The 22,552-nt window shown below is 44.7% G+C and carries 18 protein-coding genes and 3 tRNA genes; 17 read left to right on the top strand and 4 right to left on the bottom strand.

Annotated elements, in window-relative coordinates; all coding sequences use genetic code 11:
• Positions 1-7 precede the first annotated feature (7 nt).
• From PCAR9_RS05050 to PCAR9_RS05065, 4 genes are all read left to right on the top strand, one after another.
• Positions 8-598 carry a DUF938 domain-containing protein gene (locus tag PCAR9_RS05050; protein ID WP_136780775.1) on the top strand — a complete coding sequence of 197 codons (591 nt, stop codon included), beginning with the start codon at positions 8-10 and terminating at the stop codon, positions 596-598.
• Positions 599-677: 79 nt separating this feature from the next.
• Positions 678-962: a pyrimidine/purine nucleoside phosphorylase gene (gene ppnP, locus PCAR9_RS05055; RefSeq protein WP_014948660.1), complete on the top strand. Its 285-nt coding sequence runs from the start codon at positions 678-680 to the stop codon at positions 960-962.
• A 90-nt stretch (positions 963-1,052) separates the two neighbouring features.
• Positions 1,053-2,276 carry a YjgN family protein gene (locus tag PCAR9_RS05060; protein ID WP_232091123.1) on the top strand — a complete coding sequence of 408 codons (1,224 nt, stop codon included), beginning with the start codon at positions 1,053-1,055 and terminating at the stop codon, positions 2,274-2,276.
• A 5-nt stretch (positions 2,277-2,281) separates the two neighbouring features.
• Positions 2,282-3,292, top strand: coding sequence for a M48 family metallopeptidase (locus PCAR9_RS05065; protein ID WP_179982678.1), 1,011 nt, complete (start codon positions 2,282-2,284; stop codon positions 3,290-3,292).
• A 1-nt stretch (position 3,293) separates the two neighbouring features.
• Here PCAR9_RS05065 and PCAR9_RS05070 read toward each other — a convergent pair whose 3' ends face one another.
• Together PCAR9_RS05070 and PCAR9_RS05075 are read right to left on the bottom strand one after the other, a co-directional pair.
• Positions 3,294-4,190, bottom strand: a complete 897-nt coding sequence (locus tag PCAR9_RS05070; protein ID WP_179982679.1) for a LysR family transcriptional regulator — start codon at positions 4,188-4,190, stop codon at positions 3,294-3,296.
• Between the two features lie 16 nt (positions 4,191-4,206).
• Entirely contained in the window at positions 4,207-5,175 is a 969-nt protein-coding gene (locus PCAR9_RS05075; protein ID WP_179982680.1) for a hydrogen peroxide-inducible genes activator, read from the bottom strand.
• Between the two features lie 158 nt (positions 5,176-5,333).
• On the opposite strand from PCAR9_RS05075, the gene PCAR9_RS05080 reads away from it, so the two are divergent.
• The 4 genes from PCAR9_RS05080 to betI all read left to right on the top strand — a co-directional run bounded on the left by PCAR9_RS05080 (position 5,334) and on the right by betI (position 10,962).
• Positions 5,334-5,987: a carbonic anhydrase gene (locus PCAR9_RS05080; protein WP_179982681.1), complete on the top strand. Its 654-nt coding sequence runs from the start codon at positions 5,334-5,336 to the stop codon at positions 5,985-5,987.
• Positions 5,988-5,998: 11 nt separating this feature from the next.
• Complete coding sequence (locus PCAR9_RS05085; protein WP_179982682.1) at positions 5,999-7,633, top strand: SulP family inorganic anion transporter; 1,635 nt, start codon at positions 5,999-6,001, stop codon at positions 7,631-7,633.
• A 256-nt stretch (positions 7,634-7,889) separates the two neighbouring features.
• The gene (locus PCAR9_RS05090; protein WP_179982683.1) at positions 7,890-10,313 is read left to right on the top strand and encodes a TonB-dependent receptor domain-containing protein; all 2,424 of its coding nucleotides are present in this window, start codon (positions 7,890-7,892) and stop codon (positions 10,311-10,313) included.
• A gap of 73 nt (positions 10,314-10,386) precedes the next feature.
• Positions 10,387-10,962 (top strand): transcriptional regulator BetI, encoded by a 576-nt coding sequence (gene betI, locus PCAR9_RS05095; protein ID WP_269475055.1) that lies wholly within the window; start codon positions 10,387-10,389, stop codon positions 10,960-10,962.
• Between the two features lie 190 nt (positions 10,963-11,152).
• On the opposite strand, the gene PCAR9_RS05100 is transcribed toward betI, so the two are convergent.
• A complete protein-coding gene (locus PCAR9_RS05100; RefSeq protein ID WP_179985155.1) occupies positions 11,153-13,225 on the bottom strand; it encodes a M13 family metallopeptidase in 2,073 nt (690 codons plus the stop codon).
• The gene (locus PCAR9_RS05105) at positions 13,215-14,504 is read right to left on the bottom strand and encodes a GNAT family N-acetyltransferase (protein WP_179982684.1); all 1,290 of its coding nucleotides are present in this window, start codon (positions 14,502-14,504) and stop codon (positions 13,215-13,217) included. Before PCAR9_RS05105 ends, PCAR9_RS05100 begins: the two co-directional genes overlap by 11 nt.
• A 119-nt stretch (positions 14,505-14,623) precedes the next feature.
• Between PCAR9_RS05105 and PCAR9_RS05110 the strand changes: the two genes are divergently transcribed.
• The 9 genes from PCAR9_RS05110 to PCAR9_RS05150 all read left to right on the top strand — a co-directional run bounded on the left by PCAR9_RS05110 (position 14,624) and on the right by PCAR9_RS05150 (position 22,513).
• Entirely contained in the window at positions 14,624-15,073 is a 450-nt protein-coding gene (locus PCAR9_RS05110) for a regulatory protein RecX (RefSeq protein ID WP_179982685.1), read from the top strand.
• Between the two features lie 300 nt (positions 15,074-15,373).
• Positions 15,374-17,971 carry an alanine--tRNA ligase gene (gene alaS, locus PCAR9_RS05115; protein WP_179982686.1) on the top strand — a complete coding sequence of 866 codons (2,598 nt, stop codon included), beginning with the start codon at positions 15,374-15,376 and terminating at the stop codon, positions 17,969-17,971.
• 134 nt (positions 17,972-18,105) lie between these two features.
• A complete protein-coding gene (gene csrA, locus PCAR9_RS05120; RefSeq protein WP_032094439.1) occupies positions 18,106-18,297 on the top strand; it encodes a carbon storage regulator CsrA in 192 nt (63 codons plus the stop codon).
• 365 nt (positions 18,298-18,662) lie between these two features.
• Positions 18,663-18,754, top strand: a tRNA-Ser gene (locus tag PCAR9_RS05125).
• Positions 18,755-18,791: 37 nt separating this feature from the next.
• Positions 18,792-18,868: transfer RNA gene (locus PCAR9_RS05130), tRNA-Arg, on the top strand.
• Between the two features lie 53 nt (positions 18,869-18,921).
• Positions 18,922-18,998, top strand: a tRNA-Arg gene (locus tag PCAR9_RS05135).
• 260 nt (positions 18,999-19,258) lie between these two features.
• Entirely contained in the window at positions 19,259-19,546 is a 288-nt protein-coding gene (locus PCAR9_RS05140) for an OadG family protein (protein WP_179982687.1), read from the top strand.
• An 18-nt stretch (positions 19,547-19,564) separates the two neighbouring features.
• A complete protein-coding gene (gene oadA, locus PCAR9_RS05145; RefSeq protein ID WP_179982688.1) occupies positions 19,565-21,379 on the top strand; it encodes a sodium-extruding oxaloacetate decarboxylase subunit alpha in 1,815 nt (604 codons plus the stop codon).
• 3 nt (positions 21,380-21,382) lie between these two features.
• Complete coding sequence (locus tag PCAR9_RS05150; protein ID WP_014948675.1) at positions 21,383-22,513, top strand: sodium ion-translocating decarboxylase subunit beta; 1,131 nt, start codon at positions 21,383-21,385, stop codon at positions 22,511-22,513.
• The last annotated feature ends 39 nt before the right edge of the window (positions 22,514-22,552 follow it).

Here is a 22,552-nt window from a genome sequence, read left to right on the forward strand (position 1 = left end):
AAGGTATATGCAAATCGAAAAGCCTTTTAGTCAGGCCTGTGAGAACAACAAGCGCGCTATTTTGAGCGTGCTTGAACGTACATTTGCTAACTGCCGACAGGTATTAGAGATAGGAAGCGGGACAGGTCAACATGCCGTATTTTTGGCTGAACACTTACCCCATCTTATTTGGCACACAAGCGACCAACCACACTATCACGAAGGCATTGCCGCGTGGCTGAGTGATTCAAATTCGGGGAATATAAAACCTCCCATAGCATTTACCGTTGGGCAAGATGACTTTCCCAATCTCGACGTAGACGGCATTTTTACGGCGAACACCGCACATATCATGCAGAAAGAAGAGGCGAAGCTACTCATGGAATCAGTAGCGTTGCACTTACCTAAAGGGGGCATATTCTGTCAGTATGGCCCTTTTACACACAGCGGTAAGTTTACTTCTGAAAGTAACCAAGCCTTCCATACTTCGCTTTTAGCGCGTGGTTATGGTGGCTACCGCGATATCAATGAGCTTACTGCTTGGGCAGGCGAGTTAAGCTTGCAAGACATAATCGACATGCCCGCCAATAACCATATGCTTATTTGGCAAAAACGCTAAAGAAGTATCAAGGCTGCAGCACTTTGCTTTAAAAACAGTTAAAGCAAAGAAAGTCAGCACTCACATCAAAGGAGTAACTATGAGCTTTAAAGTAAACCATTATTTCGACAACAAAGTGAGCTCGATTGGGTTTGAATCTGCAAACGGACCTTGTACGTCTGGGGTAATGTCACCAGGTGAATACACATTTTCTACCTCTCAAAAAGAGCTGATGAAAGTGGTTGAAGGTGAGCTAGTGGTGAAGCTACCGGGAAGTGATGAATGGCAATCTTTCGCCACAGGTACCAGTTTTAATGTGCCTGCAGATGCATCTTTTGACGTAAAAGTGTCTACGCCTACCGCTTACCTTTGCTTTTACAGCTAAACGTTAATGATTAACTAGCTACGCGATCTTGCCATCTACGTCATTATTGCGTAGCTTTATAAAAAAACAAATCAAGGATGAAACGTTGCCATGACGGATGACAATGCATATACCCCCATGCCCGACTACGAAAGTTATAGTCTAGAAGAACTTGCCCAAGCGTTAAATTCCATAGACGCTACTGAGTATCCAGAACGCGCTGCCAAGATTTCAGCCTTAATCGCTGAAAGAAAAAGTAAGTTGCACGCATCGCACGAAACAATTAGTAAAGCGAATGATAAAATAATCCGTACCGAGCAGGTTAAGTTTCATGGTAAAGCGGGTGAGTTTTTTTCTATATGGATAGTTAATTTACTTCTAAGTATTGTTACCTTAGGTATTTATTCTGCATGGGCGACGGTGCGTACCAAACGCTATTTCTATAGCAATACAGAGCTTGATGGTCATCGCTTTTCTTACCTTGCTGAACCGCTACAAATTTTAAAGGGGCGGATAATTGCCGTAATTTTATTCGGTGGTTATTTTTTTCTAACTACGATAAACCCCGCTGCTGCGCTTATTTTCGCACTTGTTCTTATGGCATTAACGCCTGCTTTAATTATTATGAGTATGCGTTTTAGGCTTCGTATGACGGCATATAGAAACGTTAGATTTTCTTTTAAAGGCCGGTGGGGAGAAGCCTTTGCGTTATTTGTACTCTTGCCTATTGCAAGCGTATTCACCCTGTACTTGCTTATGCCTTGGGTATTAAAAAAGATTGATGCGTTTTTAGTAAACGAATCATGTTTTGGCAATAAATCCTTTTCCACCACGCTGGATACGGGCAAATACTATCGAACATCAGTTGGTGTGCTGTTTATCTCTCTTTGCTTAATGCTAATTTCGTCTTTTGTGTTAGGTATTGGCGCTGTGGCAATGTCTAACGGTGGATCACCGTCTGTTTCAGCTCTAGCTACAATACTGTTAGTTCTGTTTTACTTAGTAGCCTACGCTGTAGTATCAGGTTACTACAATGCTCGAATTAGGAATCACATTTTCCAAAACACACAACTTGAAAACGTTGCTCAGTTTAATTCATCGCTAGCAGCAGGTGCACTCATCAAACTGCGCTTAGTCAATGCGCTAGCGATTGTTCTAACTTTAGGAATGGCGCTTCCTTGGGCAAAAGTGAGAAGTGCAAAATTATACGCCGACGCCACTGAAGTAAAAATGTTTGAAGGTTTTGATCAGGTACTTGTTGGTAGTTCTGGTTCTGCTGGTGCGGTGGCAGAGGAAGCTGCGACTTTATTTGATGTAGACGTTGCTTTAGGTTAAATGCCGTGTCGGTATCACATTACTATTACGCAAGCGGTGTTAGTTCAGATATTGTGACCTGTAATATTGAGGGCGACGAACTGGTTATTTTCTTTGACCAAAATGGCACTTCTAAACGGGTACATAGGTCAGAGATGACTACTCGCACAAAACTTGCGGGGTTACCACGAGAAGTGTCTTTGGATGGCGGTGATTTACTTATGTGGTCGTCTAGCCCAGAGGAAGATGCTTGGCTTGATAAAAATCAATTGGTAGGAGTGAGTAAATTAGAGTCGAAAAAGTCGTACTTAATGGCAAGTATAATACTTGTGCCTTTGCTTCTTTATGGACTATTCACCCAAGCACTTCCTCGAATTGCCGTGTCGTTTTCTCAATATGTTCCCTACGGCATAAAAGAAATCGGTTCTAAACATACCTTGGCCGCGCTCGATAGCACTTTACTTAAGCCATCTGAACTTAGTACCGAATCAAAGGAATTGCACGCTAACAGTTTTTATTCACTATTAGCTAAAATAGAGACGGAAAATAAAAATTACCGCGTGCACTTTCGCCACTCTAACGTACTAGGTCCCAATGCTTTTGCCTTACCTGATGGCACTATTGTGTTTACCGACCAACTCATTGCTTTGGTTGAGGAAAATCAAAACGTATTAAACGCTATTTTTCTGCATGAAGTAGGGCATGTAGAAAACAATCATTCCATGCAGCTTATTGCAGAGTCACTATTTGCAACTCTTGCGATAAGTTATATTTTTGGCGACTTAAGTGGCGTTTTAGATGGTGTTTTAGGCGTAGGAACAAGTGTAGTTCAAAATCAATTTAGCAAAGCTCACGAATGGGAAGCGGACAACTACGCCATTGGTCAATTAAAAGCATTGGGTAAAGATCCCGCTGACTTCGCGGCTGCTATGGAAGCATTCCAAACGTTAGCCACAGAGCAGTCAGACGTTGATAGCTGGTTTAGTTCCCATCCACTTGTACAAGACCGTATTGATAATGCACGAAGCGCGAAATAACCTATTTGCTACCCATCGAAAGGGTTTGAGACATTGCAATAAAGTCATCTACGAACCCCAACACGTCAGTAGCTTTTCGATGACCTAAATAAAGGGTTTTAGTCACGCCAGCTTCTCCCATAGATTTCGTGCATAGCAGTTCACTTTCCTTTGCTTCTTCCACAAGCCACTTAGGCAAAGCAGTAACACCACGTCCCGCAGCTACCATTTGTAAGATAATCTCCGTGGTTTCAATGGTTTTGTGCTGTTTGACTGTGCAATTGGCAGGTGTAAGAAAATGCGTAAAAACGTCCAGTCGACTATGCTCCACCGGATAAGTTATAAGGGTTTCATTACTTAAGTCTTTTGGAGTTACAAATGATTTTTCTGCTAAGTTATGATGTTTATCCATAACCAGTACTTGCTCGTATTCAAATACGGGGGTGTAGGTAATAGTGTCTAGATGCAGTGGGTCTGGCGTAAGTAAAATGTCTATATCGTACCCGTGTAGTGCTTGTAACCCACCAAACGAAAATGCACGGCGTACATCAACATCAACATCGGGGAAGGCCTTTAAAAACGGCGCGACAACTTTTAACAGCCATTCGAAGCATGGGTAGCATTCCATACCAATACGCAATATGCCCTGTTTTCCGTCGGCAAACTTTTGAAGCTGGGCTTCGGTGTGTTCAAACTGTGGTAAAACTCTGTGGGCAAGACCTAAAACACTTTGACCTGCTTGGGTAAGCGTTAGCCTTCTCCCTTCTTTTTTCCACAGCGGTACGTCAAAATGCGCTTCTAATTTTTTCATTGCGTGACTCAACGCTGACTGGGTAAGGAAAAGCGATTTTGCTGCTTCCGTCATAGTACCTTCAGCATCAATTGCTCGTACTATTTTTAGATGTTGTCTATCAATCATAGTGGGCACACTTGGACTAACGTTTCTGATAAGAGCTAGATGCAGAACTAACAATAGTGACTGCGTCAGAAAGACGAGATTCAATGATCTCCTTTATGATAATAGAGATCTCTCTAAAGGTCTTCCTACCTGGCGCCGTGTTTCTCCAAGCCAAAGAGTGCTGACGCTCTATGGGCATATCTGCTATTTCACACACGTGCAAAGCTTCAGGTTTGTGTAGCTCAGAGTGAATATAAAGGCCGGGTAGAAAGGCTACGCCCATACCCATTACTACCATCTGGCGCAGCGTGTCTAGGCTAGTACCCTCATAGTCCCGCTGTAAGTCGGCACCAATTTCATCGCAAATACGCTGTACTTGATGGTGAAAATGATGTCGGTCTTCTAGCGTTAGTACTTTTTCACCACTTATTTCCTCCGGCTTAACATAGGCTTTACCCGCTAATTTATGATCGGAAGGTGTGACAAATTTTAATGGCTCTTTGAAAAGTGGCTGAGTAATCAACTGTGAGTTTTCGCCCGAAAGTGGCGATAAAATTAAGTCATACTCGCCCCGTAAAAGACCATGCTGTAGGGCATTAGGCGCGCCTTCACGTACGTAAAAACGCAAGCCAGGTTTACGTTTGTGTAAATCGGGCAAAACAAAGGGGAGTAAATAGGGCCCCAACGTTGGAGGAATACCCAATCTAAATGTCACCATCTCACCTTGAGACAAATCGCGAGCGATTTCGCCAAACCTCTGAGACGCCTGTAATACTTCTTCAGCCGCATCTAGCAGTGCTTTTCCTTGCGGAGATAAAAGCGTGCCGGTGCGTGAGCGCTCAAATAAAGTTAGGCCTAAAAGGTTTTCCAGTGCACTAATTTGACTGGTCAGAGTAGGCTGACTAATTCCTAGTATTCCCGCAGCCTGTCTGAAGCTCAAGTACTTAGCCACAGCTACAAAATAGCGGATTTGGTTTATTGAGGGGGTCTTTCCGTTAAATTGCATGTGAAAATAGCCTTCTCTTACTAGACTTATAGTTGATGATGTTTTGGTTGTGATAGTATTTAGCTATCGCGAGTTAGTATATTAAACTATTAATCTATCAGGTGAAACTGGCGTAATTACATAATCATTACAATTATTAAAAAAATTGGGAGTTATCTATGGATCACGTTATCTCTGGTGTGGCTAAATTTCAGAAAGAAGTTTATCCGAATAAAAAAGCTACGTTTCAAAAGCTAGCGAACGGTCAAAACCCAGAAGTGCTTTTCATTACGTGTTCAGACTCACGTATCGACCCTAACCTCGTAACACAAACTGACCCAGGTGAGCTTTTTATCTGCCGTAACGCGGGCAATATCGTTCCTCCTCACAGCAATCAAACCGGTGGCATGACAGCGTCTATTGAATTTGCTGTTGCTGCGTTAGGTGTTTCTCATATCGTTATTTGTGGTCACACTGACTGTGGTGCAATGAAAGGTGCGATCAACCCAGAAGGTTTGAGTTCACTTCCGCATGTTAAAGAATGGTTAGGCCATTGTCGTGTGGCAACTGACGTAGTTAAAGAGCGCTGCGGTCATTCAGACTTGTCGCTAGAAGACTTGGAAGCGGTAACGAAAGAAAACGTTGTTCAACAAATTCAGCATCTTCGTACTCACCCGTCTGTTGCTGCGAAAATCGCTACAGGCCAGGTTAAGCTGCACGGCTGGGTTTATAACATCGGCGAAGGTGATGTACTTTGCTACAACGCTGAAAGCGGTGAATTTGAAGCCATGGACCAAAGCGCGGCTGAAGCACAGCTAACGCGTGGCGAATAAGGTCAAACACTATGGTTAAAATTAATCTCTCTAATTTACGAGGCGATTTTACCGGCGGTTTAACAGCCGGTATCGTTGCCTTACCACTAGCGCTCGCGCTGGGTGTGGCGTCAGGCCTTGGCCCAATGGCTGGCCTTTACGGTGCTATCGCCGTTGGCTTTTTTGCTGCGCTGTTTGGTGGAACGCCTGCGCAAATTTCAGGTCCTACAGGGCCAATGGTGGTGGTACTTGCCGGCTTATTCGCAAGTCTTTCTGGCGACGCCAGCCTGATATTCACAGCAGTGATATTGGCGGGTATATTCCAGATTGTATTTGGTGTACTTGGCGTCGGTCAGTACATTCGATTAGTGCCATACCCGGTAATTTCTGGCTTTATGTCGGGCATCGGTGCCATTATTATTATCCTTCAATTAGGAAGGCTATTGGGTCATGAGCCTCCAGGTGGAACAATTGGTGCACTGTCATACCTACCTACAGCGCTTGCTGATATTGACTTCGCTACCCTTGCATTAGGTTTAGGTACATTAGTCATTGCCTACAAATGGCCACCTCAATTAGGCAAGTATGTGCCAGGTGCACTTGCTGCGCTAATCATTGGTACGCTCGTAAGTTTAGCGCTTTCAGTACCAATTCTTGGCGATATCCCTACTGGTTTACCAAGTCTACACCTACCTGTTTTCGACCAAAGTAAGGCACTGCTAATCCTTGAAGCAGCATTCATTCTTGCTGTATTGGGCGCTATCGATAGTCTGTTGACGTCACTGGTTGCTGATAACATGACACGTACTCGTCACGACAGTAATAAAGAGCTTATCGGACAAGGTATCGGTAACACATTTGCTGGCCTTATTGGCGGTATCGCAGGTGCGGGCGCGACAATGCGTACGGTTGTTAACATTCGCAGCGGTGGTAAGTACAACATTTCAGGTATGGTTCACGCGCTAGTACTTCTTGCTATTGTGTTGGGTCTTAGCCCACTAGCCGCGCAAATTCCTCACGCAGTACTTGCAGGTATTCTAGTTAAAGTTGGTTTAGACATCATCGACTGGAGCTACCTGAAACGTGCACACAAAGGCCCCCGTTGGGACTTCGGCCTAATGATTATGGTGCTTGCACTTACGGTATTTGTAGACTTAATTACCGCAGTCGGTGTGGGCGTCGTATTTGCGGCACTTGCATACGTTAAGCAAATCGCACAGCTTCAAATTGAAGAGCTTAAGAAGATCCCTGAGTCGCTAAACGACCCTAAAGAGAATGACCTACTAGAGTCGCTTAAAGACAAAGTATCAATCTTTAGTTTTGGTGGACCACTTAGCTTTGGCGCGGCAGCCGATTTAGGTCACCACGTACGCGAGCGAGTAAGACCTGGTGCGAAAGTCACTATACTAGACTTCTCTCGAGTACCTTTGATGGATGTATCGGCGGCTATGGCAGTTGATACAGTAACATCAGATGCTCTTGCGGCTGGTCGACAGCTTGTTATTTGCGGTGCTAACGCTGAAGTCAATAAGGTACTTGAAGGTGTAAATGAAGCCCATCCAGGTATACCTAACTTCGAAACGCTTCACGACGCTTTGCTTTATGCAAAAAAGCAAGTAGCCGGGACTGAAAGCAACACGAGCTTTCAAGCCGCAACGCAATCGTAATAAGAGTTTGACGTAAACAAAACCTTTCCCTTTTTTAGCCCTCCTCTGGAGGGCTTTTTTATACCCATAGCTTAATTTTTCCTGTAGTACGGCGATTTATTGAGGAAGGTTTACAACTTCTAAGTCGAATTAAACACACCCTCCCAGGAAAAACTTAGCACTTAAATTAATTGATTGTTCAATTAAACTTAACCTAAGTGTAACAATACCCTACTAAAGTAGTGTGCAAACAATACACAACTACTTTGGGAAACACATGAAATCACACAATAAATTGTCTATAGCAATACTTGCTGCCCTTTCATCTATGGCTGCCTCGTCACAAGTTTTGGCTGAAGAGGCTGAACGCGCAGAGGAAGAGCGTATAGAAGAAATCACCGTTGTAGGGCGCAGCGTTTCTTACGCAAATAACGCAACCAGCGACGACATGTTTAAACAGCAGGCAAATCTTAGCAGTGTTTTAGCCGCGGTGGACAATTTACCCGGCGTACTCATTAACGAAGGCGATACCTTTGGCGCTGATGATTGGTCAACGTCTATCGTTATTCGTGGGTTTCAGGTAAACCTAAACGAACAGCAAATAGGTATGACGGTAGATGGCATTGCCAACGGTAATTCAAACTACGGTGGTGGCGCAAAAGCAAATCGCTATATCGATACTGAAAACGTAAATGGTGTAGAGGTGTCACAGGGTACTGCAGATATCGCTTCTCGTTCTCATGAAGCATTAGGCGGCACACTAAACTTCACCACCATAGACCCGTCGATGGAGCAAGGCTTAGTCACCAGCGTAACCGCAGGCTCGTTCGATGCATCTAAATACTATGTTCGTTATGAAACGGGTGAAATATTCAAAGACACTTACGCTTGGATAAGCCTTTCAAGTCAAGAAAGCTCTGACTTTATGCAGCAGGCGGCGGAAAATACCCGCGACCATTTAGCTATGAAGTTTATCTCTACTGTTAACGATGTATCACTTACTGGTTATCTGTCTTACGACGATACACACGAAGACAACTACCAGCGCATTTATGGTTTAGCGCAATATGAGCAAAACCCAGACTGGGACCAGCTAACTGACGAATGGACAGGTGTACCGTATCAGGATCAGGCATATCGCAGAGGTTGGTCTACATTACGGGAAAACCTTTTTGCCTATCTTCAGGCTGAATTCACCATTGGCCAAGTCGATTTTATGACTAACGTGTATTATCACGACAATGAAGGCCGTGGAGAGTGGGTGCCTCCATATATCGTTGATGTTACTGATGACGGCGCAGAAGGCCATTCAGAGCTTGTGGTCGGTAATACGGTTTACGGCGGGCAAGAACTCGGTCAAATTTACTTTGTGGATAGACAAGGTAATCAGCTAAGTCCAATTGAAGGTTGTCAAAGCTCATTGACTTTCCCTTATGGTGGCGCAGGCGCTGAGTATGATCCGGGGTGTCACGTGCAAGGCGCAATTCCTGTGGGCTCATATCGTCATACTCATTATGATAAAGAACGTATTGGTATTAATGCTGATGCAGTCTGGTACACCAAAATTGAAGATTTTGACAATACGGTTCGTTTCGGAATTTGGTGGGAAGACTATGAGCGAGGTGAGTCACGTGACTGGCACAAGATCACCAATTCATCTATCAGTGTAGATTATGACAACGTGCCTTATTGGGTGCAGTACGACAGAACATTCCCGGTAGATACCCTAATGTACTATGTGGAAGACGAGCTAGACCTAGGTTTTGCTCGCATCCGTGCCGGTGCGAAGAAGTTTAACGTCGATATTGAAAAAACGGACAATTTCGATTCAGCCAACAACTTAGCGGTAAATACTGATTCAGATACGCTATTCTCAGCGGGTATCGTCGCACCACTACCCATTGAAGGAGTAGAGGTTTTTGCGGGTTACGGTGAAAACTTTGCGGCAATAAAAGACGCCCAGCTTGAACGCAACGATACCGACCTTCGTTTTATAAAGCCAGAAACCGCTGACAACATCGACGTGGGTTTCCGCTATGCATCACCAGGCTTTAATGCCAGTGTGACCTACTACAATATAGAGTTTAACGACCGTATCCAATTTACCAGTAACGAGACTTCAGAGGGTATAGACTTTCTGGAAGCGGCCGCTGGTGGTTATAAAAATGTGGGGGGGATCGAATCTAGTGGTTTTGAAATTTCAGCAGACGTTATGCTAACTGAAGAGTTCTCGTTGTTTACCTCTATTACCCTAAGCGACTCTGAGTACGTTGCGACGGTAGGCAGTTCAGGTACGCAATACGATACACTTGCTGATGCCCAAGCTGCTATTGCAGACGCTGAAAACCCTGAGGTATCGCTGGTAGCTATTGAAGGTAATACGGTTATCGGTACACCTGATACTATGGCAGTTGTGAGCCTAGACTGGGCACGCGACAACTACTTTGCTGGCTTATCGACTAAGTACGTTGATAGCCGCTACCTAGATATCGAAAATGCGGCGCAAGTAGATGACTACATTGTTAGCGACTTCTATGTGGGAGGTTTTATTGAAAACATAGGGCCGGGTGTTGAAGAACTCGAAGTGCGTCTAACCGTCAATAACTTGTTCGATGAAGATTACGCTTCGACCATAGCGCCGGGGGCATTTTGGATTGGTGCACCGCGGGCGGTAGCAGTCAACGCACGCTTAACCTTTTAATCGTGATATCATACCTGCGACAGCATAGCGCTGTTGCAGGTTATTTTTTAGATTTAAGGTTTGGAGTTGTAGCATGCCCAAGGTGGGAATGGAGCCAGTTCGCAAGAAGCAATTAATTGAAGCAACGCTGGAAGTGATGGCAGAGGTTGGCTATCACGGCACAACGATTAGCTTAATTAGCAAAAAAGCTGGGCTTTCTTCAGGGATAATCAGTCACTATTTCGGTGATAAGCAAGGGTTAATTGAAGCAACTATGCGCCATCTTCTCGATGCGCTAAAAATTACGCAGCGTATTGACGACCCGCTGCAGCGTATCGACTTCATTATCGAAAACAATTTTTCGCAAACGCAAGGGGCAAGTTCAGCCACCAATACTTGGTTTAACTTTTGGGCGCTATCGCTACACAATGAAGGGCTGCACCGTTTGCAAACTATCAACCATAAGCGCTTAGAGCGGAATTTAGCTTTTAGCTACCGCAAGCTGCTTCAACCTGCACAGGTCAAAAACGCCGCTGCGTCCACCGCTGCGCTAATTGATGGTTATTGGCTGCGCTATTCAATGGGAAGCGTAGGAAACGGTGATTTTTCGGAAGCTGTAGCGCGCTGTAAGCAATACGTTCGCGATTTAGTTGCCCAATACGGAAAATAAACAAGCTCACGAAAAATAAGCGCTGCTTTTATGTGCGATTGAATACCCAAGATATTGATTTAAAATTAAAAAGGCGGTAGGACATAAGTCGTACCGCCTTTCTTATATGTTAAGCAGTTGGTGCCCAATGCATCATGCTATCCGGCGCAGTGAGCCAATATATGGCTCACAAAACTGCTCAATCAACACGTTACCATATTCTCACGCGCTCTTCTGGCGCAAGATATAGTGCATCACCTGGCTTCACATCAAATGCCTCATACCATGCATCATGGTTTCTTGGTGCTTGAGCACGATAACGACCCGGTGCGTGGGTACCTGCACGCAGCTGGTTAAGCATACTCTCTTCCGTACGCTTTTCTTTCCACACTTGTGCCCAAGCTAGGAAGAACCGTTGATCGCCCGTAAGGCCGTCAATTACCGGAGCTTCTTTGCCGTTAAGGCTAAGCTTGTAAGCGTGGTAGGCCATAGCTAGACCGCCCACATCGCCAATGTTCTCACCTAGACTGTTGCGACCGTTTACGAAGTTACCTTCGATTGGCTCGTATTGGCTGTATTGCTCGGCTAGCATGTCTGCTTTTTCTTCAAATGATGCACGGTCGGCATCTGTCCACCAGTTGCGCTGAATACCGTTGGCATCAGACTTCGAACCTTGGTCGTCAAAACCGTGGCCCATCTCGTGGCCGATTACCGCACCAATAGCACCGTAGTTAACAGCTGCATCGGCATTAGGATCGAAAAATGGCGGTTGTAAAATAGCCGCTGGGAATACAATTTCATTAAATGAGCTATTGTAGTAGGCATTCACGCGCTGCGGTGTCATACCCCAACGATTGCGGTCAGTTTTTTCTAGCTCGCGCTCAACTGACTGGTCTTGAAAGAATGTACGTAAGTTACGAACATTGCCCACTAAGTCTTTGTCGCTAATGGTTACGCCGTCGAATGACTGCCATTCATCTGGGTAGCCAATTTTAGGGTTAAACGCCATTAGCTTTTCTTTTGCGTTAACCTTAGTTTCTTCGCTCATCCAGTCTAGGTTTTCAATACGCTCACCTAGTGCTGTACGCAAGTTCTCAACCAACTCCGCCATTTGCTCTTTTGAGCTCTCTGGGAAGTATTCATTAACGTAAATTTTACCAATAGCAAAGCCTAGAGACTCAGTGCCTGACATTTGGCTTACCGCGCGTTTCCAGCGTGGACGTGGCTCTTGCTGGCCGCTCAGTGTGCGACCGAAGAAGTCAAAATTAGCTAAGTAGATATCTTCAGAAAGGAAGCCAGCGTTATTTGAAATAGTGTGATACTTCAAATACGATTTCCAGTCGGCTAAGTCAGCCTCGTTAATAATTTTGATAACGTCTTTGACTGGCTCTGGTTGAGTAATATTTAGCTCAGGTACCTTGTAGCCGGTTTGAGCAAAATATGTGTCCCAATCAAAACCCGGGTATGCGTCAGATAATTTACTACGTTCAATTTGGTTAAGCGTTAGGTCGCGGTCACGGCGTTTTTCGCGGGGCCACTGAATATCTGCAATTTGTGTCTCAAGAGCAAGAATGTTCGCTGCTTTTTCTGCTGCGTTTTCTTCGCCTGCAAAATTAAGCATTTCCTCAATATGCGCTACATAAGCTTCGCGGATCTTAACAAAACGTTCGCTATCGCTTAGGTAGTAATCGCGATCAGGAAGACCTAAACCACCTACACCAACACTTAGCTGGTATTCATTCGGGTCAAGGCGGTTGTACCACATACCACCATAAATAGGTGTGCTTGAACCCACCAGCCAGCTATTGCCAAACGCTTTGGTTAAGTCAGTTCTATTTTCAATGCTTTCTATCGAAGTAAGTACGTCCTGAATTGGCTCAATACCTTTTTCATTAATGGTATCGGTGTCCATGTAGGCAACAAAGAAGTCATGAACAAGCTGCTCTTCTTCATTTAAAGACGTTTTTTCCATAAGCCCATCAATGATGTTTTTAACCTGCTCTTCACTGCGTTCAGCTAGACCAGTAAACGCGCCATAGCGGGTTTTATCTGCAGGAAGCTCATAGTTGTCGTACCATGTTCCGCTGGCGTACATAAAGAAGTCATCACCAGGTTTTACTGCTTCGTTGCGGGCGCTTAAGTCAACGCCGAAAGAACCTAGCTCTGCTTCACCTTTCGCCTCAACAGCGGTTTCCTGAGTTTGTTCTTTTGCTTGCTCAGGCTGACTACAGCCTGCAATGCCCAAAGATGCCGCAATCGCTACGGCTAAAAGTTTATGTTTCATCATTTTTCTCGTTGTGATTATAAGTGTCGTCGTTAGGTGCAGTGACACTCATTGTTTTTAAAGTAGGCACAAATTCCTTGTTAAACGGTAAAGCATTCCGTGCCTGATTAAAATAGCTGGCGATATGCGGCGTTTCGCGCTGTAAAAAGTCTGCTACAGCACTGTGGAACGATGCATGTCTTAATTTGTGGTGTGAACGACAATAAATAGGCTCGAAACCTCGAAGTATTTTATGCTCACCTTGGGTGCCGGGGTTAAATAGCTTTAGCTTTTTCGAAATGGCAAATTCGATGCCTTCAAAATAACAGCAGGCAAAGTGTAACCCGTCTATTTCTTTAAGTGCTCCCCAGTATCGGCCATACAGCCCTGTTTCATCATAGAAAAATAGGGCGCTGGCTACCGCAACTTCATTTTCCATTGCAGTTACAACAAGCATGTTGTCGCTCATGGTGTCGACAAGTTGCTCAAAGAACGCATCATTTAAATATCCCACGTGGCCGCTGCGTTTTAAATAGGTTGCTTTGTAACATTTTGTGAAAAACTGCAGAGTTTCTGGGCTAATTTCACTTCCCGTATGGTGGGTAAAACGAACGCCTTGCTCACTGAGTCTACGGCGGCTTTTCTTGATATCTTTTCTTTTGCGGGATGTCAGTGCATTAAGAAAATCGTCGAAGTCACCATACCCGTAGTTATGCCACTGAAACTGAACGGCGTAACGGGTTAAATATCGCCTTGCAGCGTGGGTCAAATCCGAAGCTTGCGTTTCGCTGCTAACTGAAAGTTGTGCCGACGTTCTCTCATTGGGAAACAGGTAATGAAAAGAAGAAAGCTCTTCCCCAAACACTGATGCTACATACTCTGTCAAAGTATGCTCCAGTTTCTCCATAAGAGTGTGCGTTAGGGGCACGCTATCATCGCAAAGTATCCTTGGGCCTGTAACAGGGGTGAAAGGAATTGCTGATATCCATTTAGGATAATAGTCGAGCCCGTGCTGCTCGTATGCGTTGGCCCATGCATGGTCAAACACATACTCGCCATAGCTATGCGTTTTAAGAAAGCCAGGAATAAGGATGCTGACTTTTTCTTGCTGGTCATGGCTTATAGCAATATGACAAGGTTGCCAGCCCGATTCATTTTTACACGAACCACTGCTTTCTAACGCATGCAAAAACTCATAGGAAAGAAAAGGGCCTGCATTTTTTGCAAGTTGTTGCCAACGCTCCTTCGAAAGCTGTTCGATAGAATCAATTATTTTTATGCGATAGTCAGGTGCTGTCATGCAGTTAACATCATGTAGAAGGTTTATGCGTAAAACGCTTAGATAGTCGCAATATACGAGTATTTAGCGCTAAAATAACGCGGTTTCTACGTTTAATACAGAAGAGTAAGTTTACAAAAATGTCAGAGTTCGATCGAAAAATCATTACCGACGCGATTACTCGCATGCTGGCACGACGAGAGCATAGCTTTAACGAGGTAGTGCGCAAGCTACAGCAGAAAGGAATAGCGAGTGAGGCTTTTATGCCTATTCTGGAGGAGTTTAAAGACGCTGATATTCAAAGTGACGCCAGGTTTGCTGAAAGCCGAGCGCGCGCACTGTATTTGAAAGGGAAGGGACCTCGTGCAATAAAACTAGACTTACAGCAATATGGCGTAGATGAGAGTACTGCTGAGCATGCAATGGCAGAGATTGATGCTGACTGGTTTGAAAGCGCGAAAAAAGTAAAAGAAAAGAAGTTTGGCGAGTTTTATGAAACAGAATTCGCCTTAAGGCAAAAGCAAAAACAATTTTTGCAGTACCGTGGTTTTTACCAAGAACACATCGATTACGCGGTTAGTGCTAATTAAACTAAACGTTTCTTTTCGGCCAGTTTTGCCAAGCTACGCACCTTCTTACTAATCACCTAAATGAATATCCGCTATTTTTTGCTAAATTAAGGTAAAATTTGGCGGTATAGCGTGCCCTTGCCACTTAACAAAATTGCGCTTTCCGTGGTATTGTTGCGCAAATTTGTGCGCATTTTTACTATTCAAAGAATGGTAATAGGGTATGGCACATTGAGTAATGACGAAATGTCCCGATTATAAGTCTTATCAAATAGGCAATTCGCACGTTTCAAAAATAGAATAAAGGAAGTTAGGTTTTCAATGACATTATCAACTGCTGACTTACGTAACAAGTTTATCGATTATTTTAAAAGCCATGGCCATCAGGCGGTGGCAAGCTCGTCACTGGTGCCGGCAGATGATCCCACGCTTCTTTTTACTAATGCGGGCATGAACCAGTTTAAAGACTGCTTCTTAGGTGCAGAAAAGCGTAGTTATACCCGAGCAGTCTCTTCGCAGCGTTGTGTGCGCGCCGGTGGTAAACACAACGACCTTGAAAACGTAGGCTATACTGCCCGTCACCATACTTTTTTCGAAATGATGGGTAACTTTAGCTTCGGCGATTATTTCAAAAAAGAAGCGATTGAGTTTGCGTGGAACTTTCTAACTAAAGAAGTAGGTTTACCAAAAGAAAAGTTACTCGTTACCGTTTACTCTGACGACGATGAAGCGTTCGACATCTGGGAAAACGACATTGGCGTGCCAAAAGAAAAGATTATTCGCATTAGCACGTCAGATAACTTCTGGTCTATGGGTGATACTGGCCCCTGTGGTCCTTGCTCTGAAATCTTTTATGACCACGGTGCACACATCTGGGGTGGTCCTCCAGGAACGCCTGAAGAAGACGGCGACCGTTTTATCGAAATTTGGAACCTGGTATTTATGCAGTTTAACAAACAAGCTGACGGTACCATGGAGCCATTACCAAAGCCTTCTATCGATACGGGCATGGGTCTTGAGCGTATTTCAGCTATCTTGCAAAACGTGCACAGTAACTACGAGATTGACCTGTTCCAAAACTTGATCAAGTCAGCGGCATCAATTGTTGGTACTGACGACCTAGAAAACAAATCTCTGCGTGTTATTGCCGATCATATCCGTTCGTGCAGTTTCTTAATTTGTGATGGCGTAATGCCTACCAATGAAGGGCGTGGTTATGTGTTGCGCCGTATTATTCGTCGTGCGGTTCGACATGGCTACCAGCTAGGCGCAAACGATATTTTCTTCTATAAGCTAGTGGCATCACTGGCAAAAGAAATGGGTGAAGCATACCCAGAACTTGTAGACCAGCTACCGGTAATTGAAAAAGTACTGCGTGTTGAAGAAGAGCAATTTAGCAAAACCCTAGCTCGTGGTATGGCTATTCTAAACGACACTCTGGAAACCCTAGAAGGCGATACAGTACCAGGTGATGTAGTGTTTAAGCTTTACGACACTTACGGCTTTCCTACAGATTTAACTAATGATGTGGCTCGTGAGCACGACCTTAAGATTGACGAAGAAGGTTTTGAAGCTGCAATGCAAGCACAGCGTGCCCGTGCTCAGCAGGCTAGTAACTTTGGTGCAGACTACAACAGCAAGCTTGCCATTGACCACACAACCTCATTCACAGGTTATACCGATGTGGAAGGACAGGCTAATGTGGTTGAACTTATTGCCGACAATGCGTTTGTAGAAAAGCTAGAAGACGGTCAGGAAGGCGTGGTTGTACTAGACAGTACGCCGTTCTACGCTGAGAGCGGCGGTCAGGCTGGTGACAAAGGTGTACTTCGCGTTGCTAACGGTGAGTTCATTGTGACAGACACCCAAAAAATGGGTAATGCATTTGCACACAAAGGTATTGCTAAGGGCTCGGTGTCTAAAGGTGATACGGCAACGGCTGCGATTGATGCAGCAAATCGTGAAGCCATCAAAAAGAACCACAGTGCTACCCACTTACTTCACGCGGCGCTGCGTGAAATTCTTGGCGAGCACGTAACGCAAAAAGGCTCACTGGTTGAAGCGTCTCGTATGCGTTTTGACTTTTCGCATTTTGAGGCAGTTACCGCTGAGCAACTTACAGAGATTGAAAAACGCGTTAACCAAGAGATACGCGCAAACCATACGCTAGCCACTGAACTTATGGACCTAGAAGAAGCCAAAGCATCAGGTGCTATGGCGCTATTTGGCGAAAAGTACGATGAAAAAGTTCGCGTTGTAACCATGGGCCCATTCTCTGTTGAGCTATGTGGCGGTACACACGTTGCGCGCACAGGTGACATTGGGTTATTTAAAATTACCAGTGAGGCGGGTATTGCATCGGGCGTTCGACGCATTGAAGCGGTTACAGGTGAGCAAGCCCTTGAAGTTGTGCAAGCACAGCAGGCTACTTTAGCTTCGTTGTCTGGTTTACTGAAAACTGACAGCCAAAATGTACTCGATCGCGTAGTTTCTCTGCAAAATCAGACTAAAGAACTAGAAAAAGCACTCAATTCTGCTAAACAAAAACTGGCGAGTCAGCAAGGTGCTGATATGCTTAGTAATGCAGTAGAGATAAATGGCGTTAAAGTTCTTGTTGCGAATTTGGAAGGTGTTGAAGCTAAGTCATTACGTTCAATGATGGATGACATTAAAAACCGAATTGGCGAAGGGATCGTAGTACTAGGTGTGGCCAACGATGCGAAAGTGAATCTTATTGCTGGCGTTACTAAAAACCTCACAGGTAAAGTAAAGGCAGGCGAGCTGGTTAACTTTGTTGCATCTCAAGTAGGTGGCAAAGGAGGCGGTCGTCCTGACATGGCACAGGCAGGTGGAGACCAGCCTGAAAACTTGAACCAGGCACTAGATTCGGTTAACGCTTGGTTACAAGATAAGCTATAATTATTTTTGTGTATAACAGTGAGTTTTTGAAGTGACACAGAAACAGGGAATCACTGTCGCTACCATCGGGTCGTGCCGTTGGGTTGGCAAATCTTAATGGATGATGTTCAGTATTAAGGAACAGGAGCAAGCGAATGCTTATTTTGACTCGTCGAGTTGGTGAAACGCTTATGGTAGGTGACGATGTAACCGTTACCGTACTAGGCGTAAAAGGGAATCAGGTACGTATAGGTGTTAATGCACCAAAAGAAGTTTCTGTGCACCGTGAAGAAATATATATGCGCATTCAGGCAGAAAAAGGCGGCCAGCCAGATTCTGCAGAATAATTGCATTGTACGCTTCATTGGAAAGGTCAGCTTTAGCTGACCTTTTTTGTTTTGGGCCAGAAATTCTTTCTTGGCTTTTTACGTTAAATCAAAATCGAAACGGCGTAGTGAAGAGGTAAACTCAAAAATTAATCACGTTATTTCTGAATAATTGACTAAAATTCAGTTAAGAGTATTAAGTGGCGGACTGAATTCAGACGTAAACTGATAGCAAGCAATTAATAACTTTCCATTTAATTGTTTGTATTGCGAACAAATTACTGGTTTTTTGTTCGAATCGTTTAAAATGGCAGCGGGTGAACAATTTCTTTATAAAAAAGGTTTGACTCAGGCCAATGAATCCGTAAAATGCACCCCGCAGTCAAGGAGAGGTGGGTGAGTGGCTGAAACCAGTTCCCTGCTAAGGAACCATACGCATATACGCGTATCGAGGGTTCGAATCCCTCCCTCTCCGCCATTATTAGTTGGCAGTGGCGGTCAACAGCAAGTTTTGCGCGTGTGTAGCTCAGCTGGATAGAGTACCTGGCTACGAACCAGGCGGTCGGAGGTTCGAATCCTTCCACACGCGCCACTTATTTTAAAGCGTCACCTTTTGAAGTAAAATTCAAAAGTAAACAAGTTAACGCGTGTGTAGCTCAGCTGGATAGAGTACCTGGCTACGAACCAGGCGGTCGGAGGTTCGAATCCTTCCACACGCGCCATATTGAAGAGCCCACCTTTTTAGGTGGGCTTTTTCATTTCTTGAATCCTTCAATTCTTCTTTTCTTTTTACGCTACTTTCGCATAAAGCCCCAACTTCATATAAATACAATGTATATGTTGCAAATTTATTAAGTAATAATGCATTAAGTTTCATATTGTGGGGTTTTATTCAATTTTTAGCGGTTTTTTATGCTGTTTTGTTGTGTTTTGAAAAACCTCGTGATACTTATTCAGGTACAAAATAACAACAGGATTGAATATGAATTCGGAATCCGTCGCTAGTTTGCTCATTGAAGCAGGCTCTCTTATGCTCATAGGAATGGTATTTGTCTTTTCGTTCTTGGGACTGCTTATTGTCGGCATTCATTTGATTGCACGTTTTTGTGAAGCATTTCCAGGTGAAACATCAGACCCTTTAGCCAATGTGACCCGGCCTTCAGCCAATTTGGCTCGAAATAATCAAGCGGTACAACCGGGAATAGACGGTAATGTCATCGCTGCTATTTCTGCCGCAATTCATACCCATCGCCAAAATTCTAAAAAATAATCCATATCAGGAGTTACCATGTCTAAGCCTCTGGCCCTTACCGAGCTGGTCCTGCGTGATGCCCATCAATCGCTTCTTGCTACACGTATGCGTATTGAGGATATGCTTCCCATTGCTGAAAAGTTAGATAAGGCAGGCTTTTGGTCTGTTGAATCTTGGGGCGGTGCGACCTTTGACGCCTGTATCCGTTATTTGGGAGAAGACCCATGGGAGCGCATTCGTAAGTTAAAGGCAGCCATGCCCAATACCAAACAGCAAATGTTATTGCGTGGTCAAAACCTATTGGGTTATCGCCACTATGCTGACGATGTCGTTACTCGCTTTGTAGAGCGCGCTCACGAAAGCGGTGTAGACGTATTTAGGATTTTTGATGCCATGAATGACATCAGAAATTTAAAAACTGCCATTAAAGCTACCATAGATAGCGGCGCTCATGCGCAAGGCACGATTTCTTACACTGTAAGTCCAGTGCATAATCTAGAGCTATGGCTAGATATGGCTAAACAACTTGAAGACCTCGGCGTGCACTCTATTTGTGTTAAAGATATGGCAGGGCTTTTAAAACCTTATGAATGCGAAGCGTTAATTACAGGGTTAAAAGAAACCGTCGATGTACCTATCGCCATGCAGTGCCACGCCACAACAGGGTTGAGCACCGCAACTTACCAAAAAGCCACTGATGCCGGTATTGATATGCTCGATACAGCTATCTCATCAATGAGCATGACCTACGGTCACAGCGCAACTGAGACTATGGTTTCAATCGTTGAAGGCACAGAACGCGACACGGGTATTGCGCTACCTGAGTTGGAAGAAATTGCGAGTTATTTTAGAGAAGTCAGAAAGAAATACAGCAAATTTGAAGGAAGCCTTAAAGGTGTAGATGCACGTATTCTGCTGGCCCAAGTGCCAGGAGGCATGCTAACCAACATGGAGAGTCAGCTAAAAGAGCAGGGTGCTGAAGATAAGTTTGAAGAGGTGTTAAAAGAAATCCCTCGGGTACGTGAAGACCTTGGATATATTCCTCTTGTAACACCCACCTCGCAAATTGTCGGCACGCAGTCGGTACTCAATGTGCTAACAGGCGAGCGCTATAAGAGTATCACTAAAGAAACGGCTGGTGTACTCAAAGGCGAGTACGGTGCTACTGCAGCGCCAGTAAACAATGAGTTACAAGAGCGTGTGCTAGATGGTGCAGAGCCTGTAACATGCAGACCTGCTGATAACATTGCGCCTGAGCTTGATGCGCTGAGCAAAGAGCTAGATGAACTGGCTGAGAAAAAACAACTTTCGCTGTCAGATGACAAAATCGATGATGTACTGACTTATGCTCTATTTCCACAGATAGGCCTTAAGTTTATCGAAAATCGTGGCAATCCTGATGCGTTTGAACCTGCACCGGGCGCTCAAGAGTCGCAAGGCACCCATGCGCCTAGTCCTGCTGAAGCTAAGTCGAACTCACAAGGGGCTACTGCGGGTGAAACTTACGACGTGAACGTAGAAGGGAAAGTGTATCGCGTAGAAGTGGCACCCTCAGGTACGCTAACGAGCGTTACGCCTGCCGATACGGCTCAACCCCAGCCACAAACTGTAAGCACAGCTTCACCTGCCGCTGCGTCGTCGCAGTCAATTGATGCGCCACTAGCGGGTAACGTATTTAAAGTATTAATACGAACTGGCGATAGTGTATCCGAAGGTGATGTAGTGATGATCCTTGAAGCCATGAAAATGGAAACCGAGATCCGCTCTGCGTTTTCCGGTACGGTCAATGACATTACCGTGGGTGAAGGCGATGCTGTAACTAGCGGCCAACCGTTAATCTTATTGGGGTAATACATGGATAAGTTAATGGTACTTTGGGATAGTACCGCGCTTGCGCATTTTGAAGCGGGCCAGCTCATAATGATGGCGGTAGGCTTCGGGTTACTCTATTTAGCAATTGTTAAAAAGTTTGAGCCGCTACTCTTGCTACCCATTGGTTTTGGCGCGCTGCTGACGAATATTCCAATTGCTGGTTTTTCAGAAGCGGGTGGCTTATTGCACTACATCTATAAAATTGGCATTGATACAGGTGTATTCCCATTGCTCATTTTTATGGGGGTCGGGGCAATGACAGACTTCAGCGCGCTTATTGCAAACCCCAAAATGTTGCTGCTTGGCGCTGCCGCACAGTTCGGTATTTTTGCTACCTTATTTGGCGCAATAGCGTTAAATCTTATTCCGGGTTTTGAATTTACGTTAAAAGATGCCAGTGCCATTGCCATAATAGGGGGCGCAGATGGGCCGACGGCTATCTTTCTTGCTTCACGTTTAGCACCTGACTTGCTAGGTGCTATTGCGGTCGCTGCATATTCTTATATGGCGCTGGTGCCTATTATCCAGCCGCCCATTATGAAAGCACTGACCACAAAAGAGGAACGCGAAATTAAAATGGGTCAACTTCGGCCTGTATCAAAGCGTGAAAAAATTATCTTTCCACTCGCCGTGTTATTTATGACCATCTTGTTTTTACCAGCTGCCACGCCGCTAGTAGGCATGTTCTGCTTTGGTAATTTGATGAAAGAATGTGGCGTTGTCGACAGGTTAAGTAAAACAGCCCAAAACGAGCTAATCAACACAGTGACCATTTTCCTTGGTTTAGCTGTAGGCTCTAAGCTATCAGCTGAGGCATTCCTTACGGTGGAAACTTTGGGTATTTTGGGCCTAGGCGCAATTGCCTTTGGTATAGGTACTGCTGCTGGCGTGTTGATGGCTAAGTTAATGAGTAAGCTATCCGGTGGGAGTATAAACCCGCTTATTGGTGCTGCGGGCGTCTCTGCAGTGCCTATGGCGGCGAGGGTCGTAAATAAGGTTGGCCTAGAAGCAAACCCTCACAACTTCCTGCTGATGCATGCAATGGGGCCTAATGTAGCTGGTGTGTTAGGTAGTGCAGTCGCTGCAGGTATTTTGCTAGCGCTGGTTGGCTAACAAGCGTATACATATTTAATATGGAAGGGGCAGTTTACT

Origin of the sequence: Alteromonas macleodii (assembly GCF_903772925.1) — a bacterium.
GTDB lineage: Bacteria > Pseudomonadota > Gammaproteobacteria > Enterobacterales > Alteromonadaceae > Alteromonas > Alteromonas macleodii_A.